This is a genomic window from Arthrobacter pascens (assembly GCF_030815585.1).
Lineage (GTDB): Bacteria > Actinomycetota > Actinomycetes > Actinomycetales > Micrococcaceae > Arthrobacter > Arthrobacter pascens_A.
In genome coordinates, this window is the sequence record NZ_JAUSWY010000001.1 from 1,801,770 (window position 1) to 1,816,683 (window position 14,914).

Genomic DNA, 14,914 nt, shown 5'->3' on the forward strand with positions numbered 1-14,914 from the left:
CTTGACTACTTGAGTACGTAGATGACCAGGAAGAGGCCGATCCACACGACATCCACGAAGTGCCAGTAGTAGGAAGTGACAATCGCAGACGTTGCTTCGAAGTGACCAAACTTCTTCGCCGCGAACGAGCGGCCGATGATGAAGAGGAAGGCAATGAGGCCGCCGATGACGTGCAGGCCGTGGAAGCCGGTGGTGATGTAGAAAGCCGAACCATATGCGTTGGACGACAGTGAAACATGCTCGGACACCAGCATGGCGTACTCGGTGGCCTGGCCGGCGACGAAGAAGGAACCCATGAGGAAGGTCAGCGCAAACCATTCGTTCATTCCCCAGCGGGAGAACTGGAACGGCCCGCCGGTCTTGCGGGGCTGCAGCCGTTCGGCGGCGAAGACGCCCATCTGGCAAGTAAAGGAACTGGCCACGAGGACGATCGTGTTGACGAGCGCAAAGGGGAAGTTGAGCTTCGCTGTCTCTTCCGCCCACATCTGTCCGCTCGTGGAGCGCAGTGTGAAGTACATGGCGAAGAGGCCGGCGAAGAACATCAACTCGCTGGACAGCCAGACTACGGTTCCAACGGAAACCATATTTGGGCGGTTCAGCGTGGGGTGCGCCGGGGTACTGGGGGCATGGGTCGCAGATGTCACATAGACATTATGTCTATAAAAGTCCGTACATCCCAACGCGAACCGCCTTTTCGGGGGACTTTTTCTACAAAGACGCGAAATCACCGCGAAAAGTTCCCGGACCGGTCCACATTGGTCAGGGCCGTGGGCCCCCGATAGCATCAGGGGGTGACTTCACAGGCATCCGCAGAGGCGGCAGGCAACACTTGGCCGCGCCTCATTTCGGCACTCATCAACGGCACAGACCTGACCGCGGCCAGCACCGCGTGGGCAATGGACACCATCATGTCCGGCGAGGCGACGCCTGCCCAGATAGCAGGATTCCTCGTGGCCCTGCGTTCCAAGGGAGAAACGGTTGAGGAGCTCTCGGGACTTGCTGACGCGATGCTGGCCCACGCCAACGCCGTAAGCATTTCAGGCGAGAAACTGGACATCGTCGGCACCGGCGGAGATCAGCTCAACACGGTCAACATTTCCACCATGGCCGCACTGGTGGCTGCCGGTGCGGGCGCGAAGGTTGTTAAGCACGGCAACCGCGCGGCGTCGTCGTCCTCTGGCTCTGCCGACGTACTGGAAGCGTTGGGCGTCAGGCTCGACCTTCCCATTGAGCAGGTTGCCCGCAATGCCGAGGAAGCCGGAATCACTTTCTGCTTTGCCCAGGTATTTCACCCTTCTTTCCGCCACACGGCCGTGCCCCGGCGGGAACTGGCCATCCCGACAGCTTTTAACTTCCTCGGCCCGCTGACCAACCCGGCCCAGGTCCAGGCCTCCGCGGTTGGTGTGGCCAACGCCAGGATGGCGCCGCTGGTGGCGGGTGTCTTGGCGCGCCGGGGGAGCCGGGGACTCGTGTTCCGTGGCGACGATGGCCTGGACGAACTGACCACCACCGGTCCCTCCACGGTTTGGGAATTCCGGGACGGTGCCGTCGCGCAACTGAGTTTCTCACCGGTGGAACTGGGGATCCGTCTTGCCACTGTGGAGGATCTCCGGGGCGGGGACGCACAGGCGAATGCCGCCGTCGTACGCGATGTCCTGGCTGGTAAAGGTGGAGCCGCGCGCGATGCAGTGCTGCTCAATGCCGCAGCAGGGCTGGTAGCTTTCGATCTTGACGCTGACGGGCCGTTCCTGGATCGTATGCGTTCAGCATTTGCCCGGGCTGCCGCCTCTGTGGATTCGGGTGCTGCGTCTGCCGTCCTCGACAAGTGGGTCTCGCTTACCCGTCGCTGACTTCGCGGGAACTATTGCTCGAACCCCAGTGCAAATGCCGCGTCAAGGTCGTGCTGGGAGTAGGCGCGGAACGCGATGTGCGTGGTGGTATGCACCACTGCCGGAACCTTGGACAGCCTGTCCGCAATGACGTCAGCCAGATCCTCGTGTCGAGCCACACGTGCCACTGCAATCAGGTCCCATTCCCCGGTCACGGAATACACCTCACTGATGCCCTGGATCGCGGAGATTTGCTCGGCGGTTTCGGGGATGCGGGCTGCGTCGGTTTTGATCAAGACGAATGCGGTGATCACTTTCAATCCTTCCGGATCTGTTGGCCGTAGCAGTGCCCGGCAATACTGTTGAGTGCTGCCAGCCTATTACATGGGTCCCGCCATCAGCCTTTGCTTCCCTGCCGGCGTAACCGGGTCCAGCCAGCCAGCAGCAGACGGTAGCCGACCAGGAACAGTCCCAGGCTCAACAGGGCGACGATGACAAAAGCGGGCACCACGGTCTGTCCCGTGACCGCGCGCAGGATCATGCCTCCCGCAACAGCGCCGAGCCAGACAGAGAGGCCGGCCGGGCGGACGGCGAGCGGAGTGCGCCACGCCCTGGCCGCTATCCACGCCAACGCTGCTCCGGCAAGGAAGGGCCAGGCCGTCAGCAGCACGCCCGTGATGGCATCTCCCCGCTGGTGCGCGTCCCTGCCGATCGCCGCGAAAACCAGGATCAGGGCGGCGTCTGCCAGCGCTGCTCCGGCGATGGCCCGGCGTCCGCCGGATGTGGAACGTTTCTGCGTGTCGGGAATCATGGTTTCGAGCCTATCGCCTTGACTGTTTTCTGATGACGCGGCGAAACCTTGCTGCACGTGGCCGGAAAGCGGACGATCGCTGGCGTAGCGTGATGCTTGACTCCACAAAGCTTGACTCCACAAAGGGAGAAGACGTGCGGCTGATCCAGGTTGCCCAAGGGGCCACTGATCTCCAGCGTGCAGCGGCGTTCTACTCGCGGTTGCTGGGTACCGAACCAACGGCGTTCTTTGACCCGCCTGGCCTGCTGTTTTTTGACCTCGACGGCGTCCGGCTGCTGCTTGAGCGGGGGGCGCCGTCGTCGTTGCTCTATCTTGAAGTTCCCGATGTCCGGGCGGCCGTCGGCACACTTCAGGGCAGGGGAGTGGAGGTGGTTGCGGCACCCCATATGATCTTCCGCCATAGCGATGACAGGCTTGGTCCGGCCGGCACCGATGAGTGGATGGTTTTCATCCGGGACAGTGAAGGCAACACGGTGGGTCTGGTCAGCCACCTCCCTCCTGCACCGGAGCCACCCTCGCGATCCGAGGCTCCCTGAAAGCCGTTGTGCCCGGACCAGCCCAGGGCTAGGCTCAAGCCGGAAGGGAGCCCCTGATGCGAATGATCTCTACGTGCCTGTGGTTTGACAACCAGGCTGAAGAAGCCGCCGAGTTTTACACGTCCGTCTTTGACGATTCCAAAATCCTGAGTCTTGCACGGGCCGGTGAAGGCGGCCCCGGTCCGGCCGGGCAGGTGATCACCGTGGAGTTTGAGATCGAAGGCCGCAGGTTCATGGCGCTCAACGGGGGACCGGCAAACAATTTCACGGAAGCCGTTTCGTTTGTTGTTGACTGTGCGGACCAGGAAGAAGTGGACCGCTACTGGACGGCGCTTACACAAGGTGGTTCCGAGAGCATGTGCGGCTGGCTGAAGGACCGCTACGGAGTGTCGTGGCAGATCATTCCGTCCGCCCTCGGCTCCTTGATCGCGGGCGATGATCCCGAGAGTTCCCAGCGGGCAATGCAGGCGATGCTGGGCATGCGGAAGTTGGACATCGCAGAACTGCAGAAGGCCTACGACGGGTAGCGGGGCAAGACGCCGAGCGTCCGCCGACCTTGCGCCCTTTATGCGGGCCTCCGACATGCCTAGGCCATTCAGGGAGTGCGACTTGCGTACCCATCTCCGGATTTTCGTGGCGACGCTGCTCGCCCTGGCGGCGGTAGCCGCTTACTTCTTGCTTAGTAACGCCCCGACGACGCCGAGTCCCAGTGACGGTTCGGCCCCATCGCCAACTTCAAGTGTCAGCGCTCCGACCCCGACTTCAAGTATCAGCCCGGCTCCAACCCCGGTGCCGGCCCCGAGTGACCCCCTTGCGTTACCCGTGGTTGAGACCGATGGGTTTTCAGGGTCAGAGGACGTTTCAGATGACGCTGCCATCTGGGTTGACCCGGAAAACGCGGCCAATAGCTTAGTGGTTGCCGACAACAAGGCGTCCTCTGGCGGCGGTATTGGGGTCTTCGGGATGGACGGAAAATTGATCCAGTTCCGGCCTGACGGGATGATCGGAAACGTAGACCTGAGATCTGGGTTCCCTTCATCGGGGCAATCGATGGTGCTGGTCGGGGCAAATAACCGGACGAACAACACACTGGCATTGTGGTCGCTGGACACGGTCAGCAGGACCCTTACCCCCGTGGCGGCACGGAGCATCGAGACGCTTGCACCCAACTATGGCTTCTGCATGTACCACAGCAAGGTCAGCGGTAAGTTCTATGCCTTCGTAACACCCAACGGTCCAGGTCCAGTCCAGCAGTTTGAATTGGTTGACCACGGTGCTGGGAAAGTGGACGCCACCCTCGTGAGGTCGCTGTCAATGAGTAGTACCACCGAGGGCTGCGTCGCTGACGACGAATCTGGCCACCTGTATGTCGGCCAGGAGGAGGTCGCCGTATGGAAGTATGGGGCCGAACCTGACGCCGGGGCCGAACGCGTCTCCGTAGACACGGTAGGAGCCGGGCATCTGGTGGCGGACGTCGAGGGGATGAGCATCGCTTATGGCGCGAACGGGTCCGGGTTTCTGTTTGTGTCCAGCCAGGGCGACTCCACCATCGCCATTTACGACCGTGCCGGCGGCAACGCATTTATCAAGAGTTTCAAGGTGGGCGCCAACGGCACGATCGACGCCGTGACGGGAACCGACGGCCTTGATGTGACCAGCCTGAACGCTGGGCCACAGTTCGAACAAGGGCTTCTGGTGGTCCATGACGAGACCAACCCCGGCGGCGCCACCTCGAACCTGAAATTTGTGCCGCTGAGTGCTGTTCTTCGGTGACATCACCCGCCGGATGTCCCATCAATGGGAAATGCGGCGGAGGGCCTCCCGCCCGAGGGCGGAAGCGCCGAGCGCTCCGCCCTCGGGTGCCGGCCGGGCCGAACGGGCCGTACGACGCAGGATCGCTCAGTCGACCATCCGGTATGTCGCGTCGGCACGGTCGAGGTCGCTGGCCATAAGGTCCAGGACGAGGCCGTAATTCTCGTGCCTGATGTACCGGTCCGGAAAGTTGTGTGACCGGAACGAGGTCAGACGGCTATGGGCGAGTCCAATGACCGGAAGGAAGGTCGCGTCGGCCTTGAACACTGCGGAGCCATCATTCTGCACAAGACTGAATTGGTAATTCCAGTGGCGCAGGAAGTAGCCGGGCATGTCGACTGACTCGAACGAGATGCGACCGTCCGCCTGACTGGCCAGCCCGGGGACTATCCGGAACTGTGAGTCCTTGACAGGGGATGTCGTGGGATCGAGGCGGACAGTTGAACCGGAGTGCCGAACGTAGCGGTCCGGCACGTTGAAGCTTTGCAACCGGGAGACGCGCCTGCCGGTCTGGGCCGGGTACTGCATAAGGGTGCCGAATCCCAGGGCGTCATACCCGCCGGAGGTTGTTCCGTAGTAGCCGCCTCCACTATCCGGCCGAAGGGTGGCAGCGATTTGGCTGACCCAGGGGGTGTTGAGGCCCTTGCGGCCCGAGTAGTGTCCCAGAATCTGATCCCACACCGGCCGGGGCTGCGCCCGCGAGCCCGCTCCGGGGACTGTCTGGGTCTGCCAGCCGACATGGGGGGCGGTAGTGGCCTTTGGGCCGGACTGCCACGTGTATGGGGTGAACGGGACGTCATTGCCGAGGTTGTACTTCGCGACGTACTCCGCTGCCTTGAGGAAGCGGTTGTTATCGTGTCCGTAGCAGTCGATGCCCTGGTTCCAGGCCATTTCGCAGAAGGCACCCATGAGCCCGATGCCCATAATGGTGTGTCCCTGATCGCGGCCGCTCTCCTGCCACTGGGCCAGGCCCTCGTCCTCGTAAACGAACGGCACAGCGTTCGGCAGCGAACCGTTGCCCGCGCCGCTCTGGAAGTACGTGACGGCGCGGTCCACCAGATCATCGCGGTCCGCAAAGACCCCAATGGCCAGGATCGATGCCATGTTGCACAGGTCCCAGTTCGCCCAGTAGTTCGTGATGACAGCACCGTTGTGATTCGTGAGGAAATCCTCATTCATCGGGTGGAAAATGTTGAGCAGCATGCCACGGAACCGCTCCAGCTCGAAGTCCGGATGGTCCCGCACCAGCTCAGCCGCATTCGCGAACTGGTAACCGTAGATGCCGGCAGCCAGGTAGCGATCGGCGTTGCCTGTGACCGTCTTCAGCATCCCGGACCAGGCATTGAGGATCCGCACCGCAGCCGCGCCATGGGCGGCCTCGCCGGAGATTCGCCACCGCAGGGCATTCTGGTAGGCCGCGTGTACGTCGGGAAAGAGCTGCGCGTAGTTTTGCCCGTCGCCCCCGCGGATGACCGTCTCCAACGGATCCGGCTGCCAGCCGGAATTGGAGCGCCCGTTTGCTACCAAACGATTCCAGCCCCCCAGCCAGGGCTGGGCGCTGTCGGCCACGTGCAACGATGTCGCCTCGACGTCTGCCAGAGTGTGGACCATGCCTGGATGCGCATACTTGGACGGTCCAAGAGAGACTGTCGCGAGCGGAGTGGGGCTGGGCTTGGGCTTCGCCCAGGAGACGCCGGCCGCACCGGCTGCGACAAGGGGTACAGCAAGGGAGGCGCCTGCCATGAGGGACCTGCGTGAGATCGCAGTGCCGGATGCGAGAGCGTGGCGATAATTCGTCGTCATTGACTTCCGTTCGCTAGAGAGTGCTGAGAAATGAACCCGATCGATCGCTACCGCGGCGGCGGTGCTGAGGTCCGTCTCAGCACGCACCCATCGGGACAAAAGCAGGGAAATCGTTATCCCGCTGCTGGCAATACTCACATGCCTAGGCCAACGGTTCAAGAGGGCCGGCGGCTTTTTTCGTTACCGGCAGACAGCGGGTCGGTTCCCCGGGCATCGGCGGTACGGCTGGTCACAGGACGCGTCCGCCACAATCCTGTCACGAAAAAAACTTCCTGGGGTTTGTCGATTCCGGCGCGCCCAGTTCGACAGGATAGTAGAAGGACGCACACGGCGTCCTCGTCCAGGCAAGGAGAGACCCATGAAATACATGTTCATCATGCGCGCAACCGCTGAGGCAGTTGAGGCCTCCAAGGAGATCCCCTTCGAAGAAATGATCAACAAGATGGGCGCCTACAATGAGTCGCTGATCAAGGCAGGCGTCATGCTGGCGGGGGAGGGCCTCGCTGATGTGAACGAGGGTTCCGCGTTTGTCGTCGACTTCTCGGACGAACCCCCCATCATCACCGACGGACCTTATGGCGAGGCGCACGAGCTGTTCAACGGTTTCTGGATCGTCCAGGTTGCGTCAAAGGAGGAGGCCGCAGAGTGGGCGAGCCGGTGTCCGCTTGGTCCGGGCTCGAAGCTCGAGGTTCGCCGAGTGACGGAAGCTGACGACTTCGCTGACTTCGCTGGCAACGAATACATCCAGAAGGAAGCCGGATGGCGCGAGGAGCTGGGTCAGCGTTGAGCCGAGCCGCAGGAAAGCGGAGCCTGCAGTGAACGAGGATGCGGGCTCCGCAGTCCGGCGCCGGGTTGATGCGCTGTGGCGCATAGAGGGTGCCAGGCTTGTTGCCGTCCTCGCGCGGGTGACGGGCGACGTCGGGCTCGCCGAGGATTTGGCCCAGGAGGCAGTGGCCGACGCCCTGGTGCAATGGCCGGAGTCGGGCGTCCCGCGCAATCCTGCCGCCTGGCTGACGGCCGTGGCCAAGCGGAAGGCGATCGACGGCTGGCGTCGGGCCGAGCGGCTCGATGAGCGCTATCGCGCCATGGCACGCGGACTGCAGGAAGACGACGGCGTGGCGTGGGAGCCACTGGACGACGATGTGCTCCGGCTCGTGTTCGCCGCATGCCACCCCGTTCTCTCGCGGGAAGCGCAAGTCGCTCTCACCCTGCGGGTCGTGGGCGGCCTGACCACTGAGGAGATTGCACGGCTGTTCCTCGTTCCCGTCGCCACAGTGCAACAGCGGATCGTGCGAGCCAAGAAGACCCTCGCAGCGGCCCGGGTACCTTTCGAGGTTCCCGAGCCGAACGAATGGGGCGCGCGGCTAGGCGCTGTTCTGGGTGTCGTCTACCTCATGTTCACGGAGGGATACGCGGCGACGTCGGGGGACCGCTGGATCCGACCGGACCTGGCCCATGAAGCCCTACGTATCGGCCGCGTCCTCACTGGGCTGGTTCCGCGCGAGCCTGAGGTACATGCCCTGGTGGCCCTCATGGAGTTCCAGGCCTCGCGTTTCGCCGCCCGCACCCGGCCCGATGGCAGGCCCATCCTGCTGGAGGACCAGGACCGCACCCGGTGGGACAGGGCGCAGATCGAGCGCGGCCGCGTCGCCCTCGCTCGAAGCGACGCGTCTGGCAAGGGCCGCGGCAACTACGCCCTGCAGGCTGCGATCGCCGAACGCCACGTGCTGGCGCCGAGCGTCGAAGATACAGACTGGCCGCGGATCGTACTGCTCTATGAGGCGCTCGGCCGGATCGCGCCGAACCCGGTCGTTGAGCTCAACCGCGCCGTGGCCGTATCCATGGCCACAGGGCCGGCGTCCGCGCTGGCCATCGTGGACCGCATCGCCGCCGACGGGTCGCTGCGCGGATCGTACCTGCTGCCCAGCGTCCGCGGAGAACTGCTGGCCCGGCTTGGGCGGACAGAGGAGGCCCGGTCGGAGTTCGTCGCGGCCGCTGCGCTTGCCAGGAACAACCGCACGCGGGAGCTGCTGGAAGAAAGAGCCGCCAACAGCTGATGCAGAAGGCCGGTGCGCCCTTCTCTGATGGCTTCGAAGCCTTCAAGGGTCTGGTCACCCATTGCCGACAGGTCGCACGCGGCGTCGTCCGTGAAGAGCTCGTGTAGTCGATCAAACTCACTTCCCAGTCCATCAGATGGCCGTGCAGGGAAATCAGCTCATGTATCGCCAGCCGGTCTTCGACGGAAATAGTCGTCACTACTCGAATATGCGCGGCGGGCGTTGTGACCCGGCAATCCGGAAGGCGAGGGCAGCATCCAATGAACTCATGTTTTCTTCTGGGCAGGGCGTTGGGGTCCACCAGAGGAAAGCAGAAGCCTCCTCGTTTGTCCTAAGTTCCGGTAGGGCAGTGAGATGAGTGGAGTACACCGCAGCATATTCGAGGCGGTCGGGACGTTTTAGGGAGAATAGTGCCCGGGCTTCGAAGTCGAGGTGTCCGGCTGAGACTCCGGTCTCTTCCTCTAGTTCGCGGAGCGCCGCTTGTCGAGGTGTTTCGCCAGCTTCGATCATTCCTCCTGGAAGTTCCCATTCTTGCCGCCACCTGTTGAAGATCATCAATACTTTTCCAGCGTGCCTTAGGACCACAAGGGAGAGGGGAAGAGCTGCCTCGTGGTGGGGTTCACTCAGCTCGAACTCGTCAACGAGATCAATCGCCAGCAGTTCGTTTCCGGAACGGTCCGTGACCGGCAGAGCGTTCATGCGGGTTCCTTCGAAGTGGGTGTGGGGTGTTCGGGTTTCTGAGTTGTTCTCTGCCGGCGGTGTCAAGGCCGCGCACCATGCTGGTTATGCCGCACCAGCGCGTGCCATCGTTCGAGGCCGGGGACTCTGCCCGATTCCTAGCCCGTCACCTCCTGCCGCCGAAACGCTCGGGCGCGTAACTCGTGATCAGAAACAAGCAATAGTGATCGCGCCCGGCTTCTGCATAGACTCAGGCCCATGAATGATAGTCCGATTGGGATCGACTGGGAAGCTGCACGCGCGATCAACCGTGACAACTGGGAAGACCGAGTTCCCCTGCACGAAGAGGCATACGGAATCAGCGACTTGGACGATCCAGAGCACCTGACCGGGGTAATCCGAAACGATCTGGCCGCCGTCGAGCCCTTCCTCCCTGGCGGCACGGTCTCAGGTCTGGATGTGTGCCATCTTCAGTGCCATATCGGTACAGATACGCTTTCTCTGGCCCGGGCAGGGGCCCGGGTCACCGGCGTCGATTTCTCCCCGGGCGCCCTGGAATCCGCTGCCAACCTGGCGGAACGTCTCGGCATTGAAGCGACGTGGGTCGAAACGGACGTTCTCGAAGCCCGAGCCGCCGTGAACGGCGACTTCGACCTCGTATACACCAGCATCGGAACCATCACCTGGCTCCCTGATCTGGACCGCTGGGCAGCCCAAGTCGCGGGCCTGCTGCGGGCTGGGGGCACCTTTTACATCCGTGACGGGCACCCGGTTCTCTACGCTGTTGATGAGCATGCCGACGGCCTGCAGCTTCGCTACCCATACTTCGGCAACGGCCAGGCACAGGTATGGGACGACGAGTCCACATACGCCGGCGACGGCAAAGTCGCCCACTCCCGGACGTATCAATGGGCCCATCCCATCTCGGAAATCCTAAATTCCCTCATTGGGGCGGGCCTGGAAATTCTTCGTGTCGACGAGGACAAGACGCTCCCATGGAGGTTCGGCCGCCGCATGGTCGAGGTGCCAGACGGCTTCGCGTGGCCCGAATCCGAGCGCGATCTTCTACCTTGCACCTATACGATCATCGCTCGGAAAGCAGGCAGGTAGACGCAAAGGGCGAGGTCTCCGAGATCGGTGGATGGGGCGGCGGGATCTTCAACGGCGGGGCCTGGCTGGAGATCGCGGATCGACGGGTCGATGTCCAGTACCGAGACCTGAACGTCGTCGAACACGAGATTTCGGAAGCGCGGCAGGGCCGCTTTCACATTGAGGCCCTTATGTTCCATCTGGCAGGCGTACCGAGCTATCTGGTGGTCGCCGAGCTCGCCCTGAACCAAGTTCTCCGCGGAGAACTACCTAGCCCGGACTATCCGAAGGCCCTACGGGAAACGGCGCCGCATGACTGGCTCGGTCGGGCAGAGATCACGCTCCACTACGCAGAAGCCGCCTACACCAGCGGCAGAAAGCTAACTGAACTCGCCGGCGCCATCTCCACCTCCGCGATGATGGCAGCCCACGCAGTCCTTGCCGTGCGCGGCGAATGGGTCACCAACGAGAAGCGGCTCCTGGAGCGCGCTGGTCTGCGGGACGTGGACGAGATCATTGCGGGACTTCGCGCAGAGCCTAGGTCCCTGGAGAACGCGATCAATGAAGCGAAGCGGCGTTTCAACGGCGCTGTGCATGAAGCGATGTAAGAGTTATGTTCAGATGCGAGCCTGAGCGATGCAGGGGATGAAATCCCGTGACTCGCCTCGCACTCCTCTGTCTCGAGGGAAATGGGGATTCCGTAACGCGGGTGTGGGACCTCTTCGCCAGTCCCCTTGCGCAATGATGGGCTAATGGAGTTTTCTTCACGTATTCGTGTACGAGCTGTTCCAAGTTGCTCACGGGCGCGGCTACGCCACAGAAGCAGTCGTCGCAGTCGTCGCAGCCGCTCGACAGACAGGTCGTTCCCGCCTTTGGTCAACCGTGCGTCTGTGGAACGCGCCGTCCTTTCGAGTGCTCGAAAAGCTCGGCTTCACTCGCCACCACAGCGTGTGGGACGACGACGGCGAAGTCGTCTGGAACAGGCCTGACCTTCACTAGCGCCGGTAGGCCTACCCGAGCCCATCTTCAACGATCTTGTTAAGTCCTTCATGTCAGAGTGGATGTAGAAGCAACGGCAGGCATACTTGACGCATGGTTGGAACCAAGCCGTCGGTAATGCCCACGCCCGCGGTCTTCGCGGCATTCGGAGCAGCGGGGACGCCGGAGCGAATGGCCGGCGGGCGAGGGCTGACGTGGCGATCCGGGCAGATCGTGGTGCGCCCCATAGAAGACCCCGAAGAGGCCGCCTGGAAGTCGCAGGTGCTGGCAGTGATCGACAGTTCCGAAGGGTTTACGGTCCCGCGGCCGATCCGCGACGATCGAGGCAACTGGGTACACGACGGTTGGCAAGCCACCGAGTGGATCCCGGGCGTCGCGGACGAGACCCGGGTCGGCGACATTGTGGGTGCGGGGGAGGCGTTCCATCGTGCAATTGCGGGGCTCCCGCGGCCGTCCTTCATCGCGGCGTCGAATGATCCGTGGAGCCAAGCTGATCGGATTGCATGGGGTGAGGCGACCCTGCCTGCCGATGAGCTTCTCGAACTGCTGGTTGCGGAGTGTCGCCTCGTCAATGCTCCCTCGCAGGTTATCCACGGAGATCTTCTCGGGAACGTCCTGTTCGCAGAAGGGCGCCCGCCGGCGGTCATCGACTGGGCGCCATACTGGCGTCCGCCCGGACTCGGAGCGGCGATCGCCGTAGTCGACGCTGCGTGTTGGCACGGGCACTCCCTCGACGCACTCGCTGACAACCACGGGATTCCGCAGTGGCGTCAGCTGCTCCTCAGAGCGTTGGTGTTCCGGATGACGACCCTCCACCTGTTTGGATACTGGGATGACGCGCAGGCAGACCGACACAAACCGGTAGCGGCCGCGATCGCCACGCTGACGGAGTAATTAAGTGAAGATGTCTGGGTCTCCGCGCGAGACCCTTCGCGGAATGTAACAGCTTGTATGGGTTGTGGGGGGGAGACGTACTTCGCGGCGACGAACAGGGAACCACCAGCGAGGCGTCGGTGACGATCACGCCCTCGCTTGGCTCCCGCAAGTGTGCTTGCCTGACTTCCGACGCCAACTTTGGGCCCGGGACTCTAAGAGTTTAGGGATCGCTCTGGCCTAACTGCAGACCGCCGCTGATACGCTCGATGTGTCACCAGTCTCTTGGAAGCGAGCATGCGGGAGCATCACGACGTCGTTGTCATCGGGGGCGGCCAGGCCGGACTCGCGATGAGCAACGTCCTGCAGCAACAGGGGCGCGAGCACGTCGTCTTGGAGCGTCGGCGAGTCGGTGAACGCTGGCGTACCGAAAGATGGGACTCCTTGCACTTTCAGTTCCCGAACTGGACGCTCCAGCTACCGGGCTACGCATACGCGGGAAATGATCCCGACGGGTTCGCGCATTACAGCGAAGTTCTTCGTCTGATTGAGCACTATGCCGGCAGCGCAGGGGTTACCGTGCGCGAGAACACTGAAGTGCGCGCGGTCGCTGAACACGGCGCAGGTGACGGCTTCGACGTATTCTTGGCTGATGGTTCTATCCACGCACGACGCGTGGTAATCGCAACCGGACCGTTCCAGCTTCCCCTCGTCCCCCGGCTGGCGGTTGACGTCTCACCGACGGTGCTGCAGCTCGACCCCACGCATTACCGCTCTCCGGACGCGTTGCCGGCAGGCGCCGTGCTGGTAGTGGGCAGCGGCGCCTCGGGCTGTCAGATCGCCGACGAGCTGCTACATGCCGGGCGCCGCGTGTACGTGTCGGTGAGCCGGCACCGGCGCGCACCGAGACGCTTCAGGGGCAGGGACATTTACTGGTGGCTGGAGGAACTGGGCCGGTTTGCGCAGACAATAGATAGCTTTCCCTCGCGTCAATACCCACCTTCGACAGTAGTCACCGGCGTAAACGGAGGCTACGACGTGAATGTTCGGCAACTTGCCTCAGAGGGCGCCAAGGTGATCGGCCGGGTCGGCGGCGCATCTGGCAGGAATCTCGGTGTATTAGCCAATGCGAATCAGGTCCTCGATGAGGCCGACAGGGCCTACACTGACTTCTTGTCGGCCGCGCGGCAATTCATCGGCAATGGAATCGAAGACGATCTCGTTGACGAAGAGCCTTTGGAAACCATCTATCGCCCCACAGTGGAGGAGGTCGACTCGCTGAACCTCGCTAGGGAAGACATCAACACGATCGTCTGGGCAACCGGCTACGCCTACGACTTCGGCTGGGTCAAGATCCCGTTGTTCGACGAGCGCGGTCGGCCTATCCAACAGCGCGGTGTCACCCCAGTCACTGGTCTGTACTTCCTCGGGCTGCACTGGATGCACACCTTCAAGTCGGGCCTCTTCTCGGGCGTCGGCGCGGACGCCACATTCCTGGCTGACCACATGGCCCGAACCCCGGCCCGATGACGGGCCAGCCAATCACTGCCCTGCCCGAGGTCTGAAGGCCGGCTGCTTCTGTCACTTCCGGACGAAAGCGAACTACTCTGGGTGCCTCGGCACAAGGCGCCTTGGACGCGCGTACCGGGATGAGCACGGGGGAGGGCCGCATGATTCATCTGATGAGATACACAGAGTACTGATGGGTAAGCGCGTTAGCCGCTTCTTCACTATGCTGCCGCAGGCGGCGATACAGCATTCGACGACAGGAAACCGGCGCAGCGGCCTGAGGACCAGATCGCCGGCTCACCCCTAGGAAGGCTTGTGTCGGCCGGTCGGGGACCTTGCATCGCCAGGCTGTTCGGCTCGGTCCTCTTCGAAGCCTTCGACTTCAGCTGTCAGGGCAAGGAGGCGCATTGCTGATCAAGACGCGCAAATATCAGCACGCATGAGCCCTCGGGCAGGCGATCTGGGGTCGTGTGATTATGATTGAACGAAGGGGGGTGCAGACAGATCAGTCGCGGAGGCAGAGGAGGGCCCATGGCGAAGATCGATAAGGCCAACGCTTCGGAGACGGCAGAACGAGAAGGCTTCGTTGCCCAGTACGAAGACCTCGAGGGCTACACAGTCGGTTTTGAGACCTTCTCCGCAGACGCAGACCCCGCCCCGCTGTTCGCTGGTCTGCCCGACGACCGATGTCAGTGCCCCCACTGGGGATACGTGATCAGGGGCAAAGTCATCTACCGCTACGCGGATGGGAGTGAGGACGTAATCGGCCCCGGGGAGGCCTATTACGCACCCCCTGGCCACGTCCCCGTGTTCTTTGCTGATACCGAGCTTGTCGAGTTCAGCCCAACTCCCGAATTAGAGAAGACCAGAGCAGTGATCATGAAGAACAGGCAGCAGATGGGTTGAGCGCCGCTCGCC

The 14,914-nt window shown here is 62.7% G+C and carries 17 protein-coding genes; 12 read left to right on the forward strand and 5 right to left on the reverse strand.

What is annotated here, in order from left to right:
- Positions 1 to 5: 5 nt before the first annotated feature.
- Positions 6 to 644, reverse strand: a complete 639-nt coding sequence (gene ctaE, locus QFZ30_RS08415; protein WP_444875969.1) for an aa3-type cytochrome oxidase subunit III — start codon at positions 642 to 644, stop codon at positions 6 to 8.
- Between the two features lie 147 nt (positions 645 to 791).
- Between ctaE and trpD the strand changes: the two genes are divergently transcribed.
- Positions 792 to 1,850, forward strand: coding sequence for an anthranilate phosphoribosyltransferase (trpD, locus tag QFZ30_RS08420; RefSeq protein WP_307075204.1), 1,059 nt, complete (start codon positions 792 to 794; stop codon positions 1,848 to 1,850).
- Positions 1,851 to 1,861: 11 nt separating this feature from the next.
- On the opposite strand, the gene QFZ30_RS08425 is transcribed toward trpD, so the two are convergent.
- Positions 1,862 to 2,143 carry an Lrp/AsnC family transcriptional regulator gene (locus QFZ30_RS08425; protein ID WP_307075207.1) on the reverse strand — a complete coding sequence of 94 codons (282 nt, stop codon included), beginning with the start codon at positions 2,141 to 2,143 and terminating at the stop codon, positions 1,862 to 1,864.
- An 83-nt stretch (positions 2,144 to 2,226) separates the two neighbouring features.
- Positions 2,227 to 2,640 carry a DUF3054 domain-containing protein gene (locus tag QFZ30_RS08430; RefSeq protein ID WP_307075209.1) on the reverse strand — a complete coding sequence of 138 codons (414 nt, stop codon included), beginning with the start codon at positions 2,638 to 2,640 and terminating at the stop codon, positions 2,227 to 2,229.
- 134 nt (positions 2,641 to 2,774) lie between these two features.
- Here QFZ30_RS08430 and QFZ30_RS08435 point away from each other — a divergent pair, with 134 nt between their 5' ends.
- From QFZ30_RS08435 to QFZ30_RS08445, 3 genes are read left to right on the forward strand one after another with little or no spacing between them, the layout of a single operon-like run.
- A complete protein-coding gene (locus QFZ30_RS08435; RefSeq protein WP_307080160.1) occupies positions 2,775 to 3,176 on the forward strand; it encodes a VOC family protein in 402 nt (133 codons plus the stop codon).
- 56 nt (positions 3,177 to 3,232) lie between these two features.
- Positions 3,233 to 3,703, forward strand: coding sequence for a VOC family protein (locus QFZ30_RS08440; RefSeq protein ID WP_307075211.1), 471 nt, complete (start codon positions 3,233 to 3,235; stop codon positions 3,701 to 3,703).
- Positions 3,704 to 3,758: 55 nt separating this feature from the next.
- On the forward strand, positions 3,759 to 4,949 hold the full coding sequence (locus tag QFZ30_RS08445) for a phytase (RefSeq protein WP_307080162.1): 1,191 nt from the start codon (positions 3,759 to 3,761) through the stop codon (positions 4,947 to 4,949).
- 126 nt (positions 4,950 to 5,075) lie between these two features.
- Here the strand turns inward: QFZ30_RS08445 and QFZ30_RS08450 are convergent, their stop codons facing one another.
- Positions 5,076 to 6,791, reverse strand: coding sequence for an AbfB domain-containing protein (locus tag QFZ30_RS08450; protein ID WP_307075213.1), 1,716 nt, complete (start codon positions 6,789 to 6,791; stop codon positions 5,076 to 5,078).
- Positions 6,792 to 7,149: 358 nt separating this feature from the next.
- On the opposite strand from QFZ30_RS08450, the gene QFZ30_RS08455 reads away from it, so the two are divergent.
- A complete protein-coding gene (locus tag QFZ30_RS08455) occupies positions 7,150 to 7,578 on the forward strand; it encodes a YciI family protein (protein ID WP_307075215.1) in 429 nt (142 codons plus the stop codon).
- A gap of 28 nt (positions 7,579 to 7,606) precedes the next feature.
- Positions 7,607 to 8,848, forward strand: coding sequence for an RNA polymerase sigma factor (locus QFZ30_RS08460; protein WP_307075217.1), 1,242 nt, complete (start codon positions 7,607 to 7,609; stop codon positions 8,846 to 8,848).
- Positions 8,849 to 9,046: 198 nt separating this feature from the next.
- Here QFZ30_RS08460 and QFZ30_RS08465 read toward each other — a convergent pair whose 3' ends face one another.
- On the reverse strand, positions 9,047 to 9,547 hold the full coding sequence (locus QFZ30_RS08465; protein ID WP_307075219.1) for an NUDIX hydrolase: 501 nt from the start codon (positions 9,545 to 9,547) through the stop codon (positions 9,047 to 9,049).
- 237 nt (positions 9,548 to 9,784) lie between these two features.
- Here QFZ30_RS08465 and QFZ30_RS08470 point away from each other — a divergent pair, with 237 nt between their 5' ends.
- From QFZ30_RS08470 to QFZ30_RS08495, 6 genes are all read left to right on the forward strand, one after another.
- Positions 9,785 to 10,636 (forward strand): class I SAM-dependent methyltransferase, encoded by an 852-nt coding sequence (locus QFZ30_RS08470; RefSeq protein ID WP_307075221.1) that lies wholly within the window; start codon positions 9,785 to 9,787, stop codon positions 10,634 to 10,636.
- Positions 10,597 to 11,223 (forward strand): nucleotidyltransferase domain-containing protein, encoded by a 627-nt coding sequence (locus tag QFZ30_RS08475; RefSeq protein WP_307075223.1) that lies wholly within the window; start codon positions 10,597 to 10,599, stop codon positions 11,221 to 11,223. The genes QFZ30_RS08470 and QFZ30_RS08475 overlap by 40 nt, the downstream gene beginning before the upstream one ends.
- A 166-nt stretch (positions 11,224 to 11,389) precedes the next feature.
- Positions 11,390 to 11,614 carry a GNAT family N-acetyltransferase gene (locus QFZ30_RS08480; RefSeq protein ID WP_307075225.1) on the forward strand — a complete coding sequence of 75 codons (225 nt, stop codon included), beginning with the start codon at positions 11,390 to 11,392 and terminating at the stop codon, positions 11,612 to 11,614.
- 93 nt (positions 11,615 to 11,707) lie between these two features.
- On the forward strand, positions 11,708 to 12,508 hold the full coding sequence (locus tag QFZ30_RS08485; protein WP_307075227.1) for a hypothetical protein: 801 nt from the start codon (positions 11,708 to 11,710) through the stop codon (positions 12,506 to 12,508).
- Positions 12,509 to 12,784: 276 nt separating this feature from the next.
- The gene (locus QFZ30_RS08490; protein WP_307075229.1) at positions 12,785 to 14,017 is read left to right on the forward strand and encodes an FAD-dependent oxidoreductase; all 1,233 of its coding nucleotides are present in this window, start codon (positions 12,785 to 12,787) and stop codon (positions 14,015 to 14,017) included.
- Positions 14,018 to 14,527: 510 nt separating this feature from the next.
- Entirely contained in the window at positions 14,528 to 14,902 is a 375-nt protein-coding gene (locus QFZ30_RS08495; RefSeq protein WP_307075231.1) for a hypothetical protein, read from the forward strand.
- The last annotated feature ends 12 nt before the right edge of the window (positions 14,903 to 14,914 follow it).

Excerpts from the sequence above, each read along its gene's own strand:
- QFZ30_RS08470 (WP_307075221.1), top strand. The coding sequence starts at position 9,785 with ATGAATGATAGTCCGATTGGGATCGACTGGGAAGCTGCACGCGCGATC.
- QFZ30_RS08445 (WP_307080162.1), top strand. The coding sequence starts at position 3,759 with ATGCCTAGGCCATTCAGGGAGTGCGACTTGCGTACCCATCTCCGGATT.
- QFZ30_RS08485 (WP_307075227.1), top strand. The coding sequence starts at position 11,708 with ATGGTTGGAACCAAGCCGTCGGTAATGCCCACGCCCGCGGTCTTCGCG.
- QFZ30_RS08450 (WP_307075213.1), bottom strand. The coding sequence starts at position 6,791 with ATGACGACGAATTATCGCCACGCTCTCGCATCCGGCACTGCGATCTCA.
- QFZ30_RS08490 (WP_307075229.1), top strand. The coding sequence starts at position 12,785 with ATGCGGGAGCATCACGACGTCGTTGTCATCGGGGGCGGCCAGGCCGGA.
- QFZ30_RS08455 (WP_307075215.1), top strand. The coding sequence starts at position 7,150 with ATGAAATACATGTTCATCATGCGCGCAACCGCTGAGGCAGTTGAGGCC.
- QFZ30_RS08440 (WP_307075211.1), top strand. The coding sequence starts at position 3,233 with ATGCGAATGATCTCTACGTGCCTGTGGTTTGACAACCAGGCTGAAGAA.
- QFZ30_RS08495 (WP_307075231.1), top strand. The coding sequence starts at position 14,528 with ATGGCGAAGATCGATAAGGCCAACGCTTCGGAGACGGCAGAACGAGAA.
- QFZ30_RS08465 (WP_307075219.1), bottom strand. The coding sequence starts at position 9,547 with ATGAACGCTCTGCCGGTCACGGACCGTTCCGGAAACGAACTGCTGGCG.
- QFZ30_RS08430 (WP_307075209.1), bottom strand. The coding sequence starts at position 2,640 with ATGATTCCCGACACGCAGAAACGTTCCACATCCGGCGGACGCCGGGCC.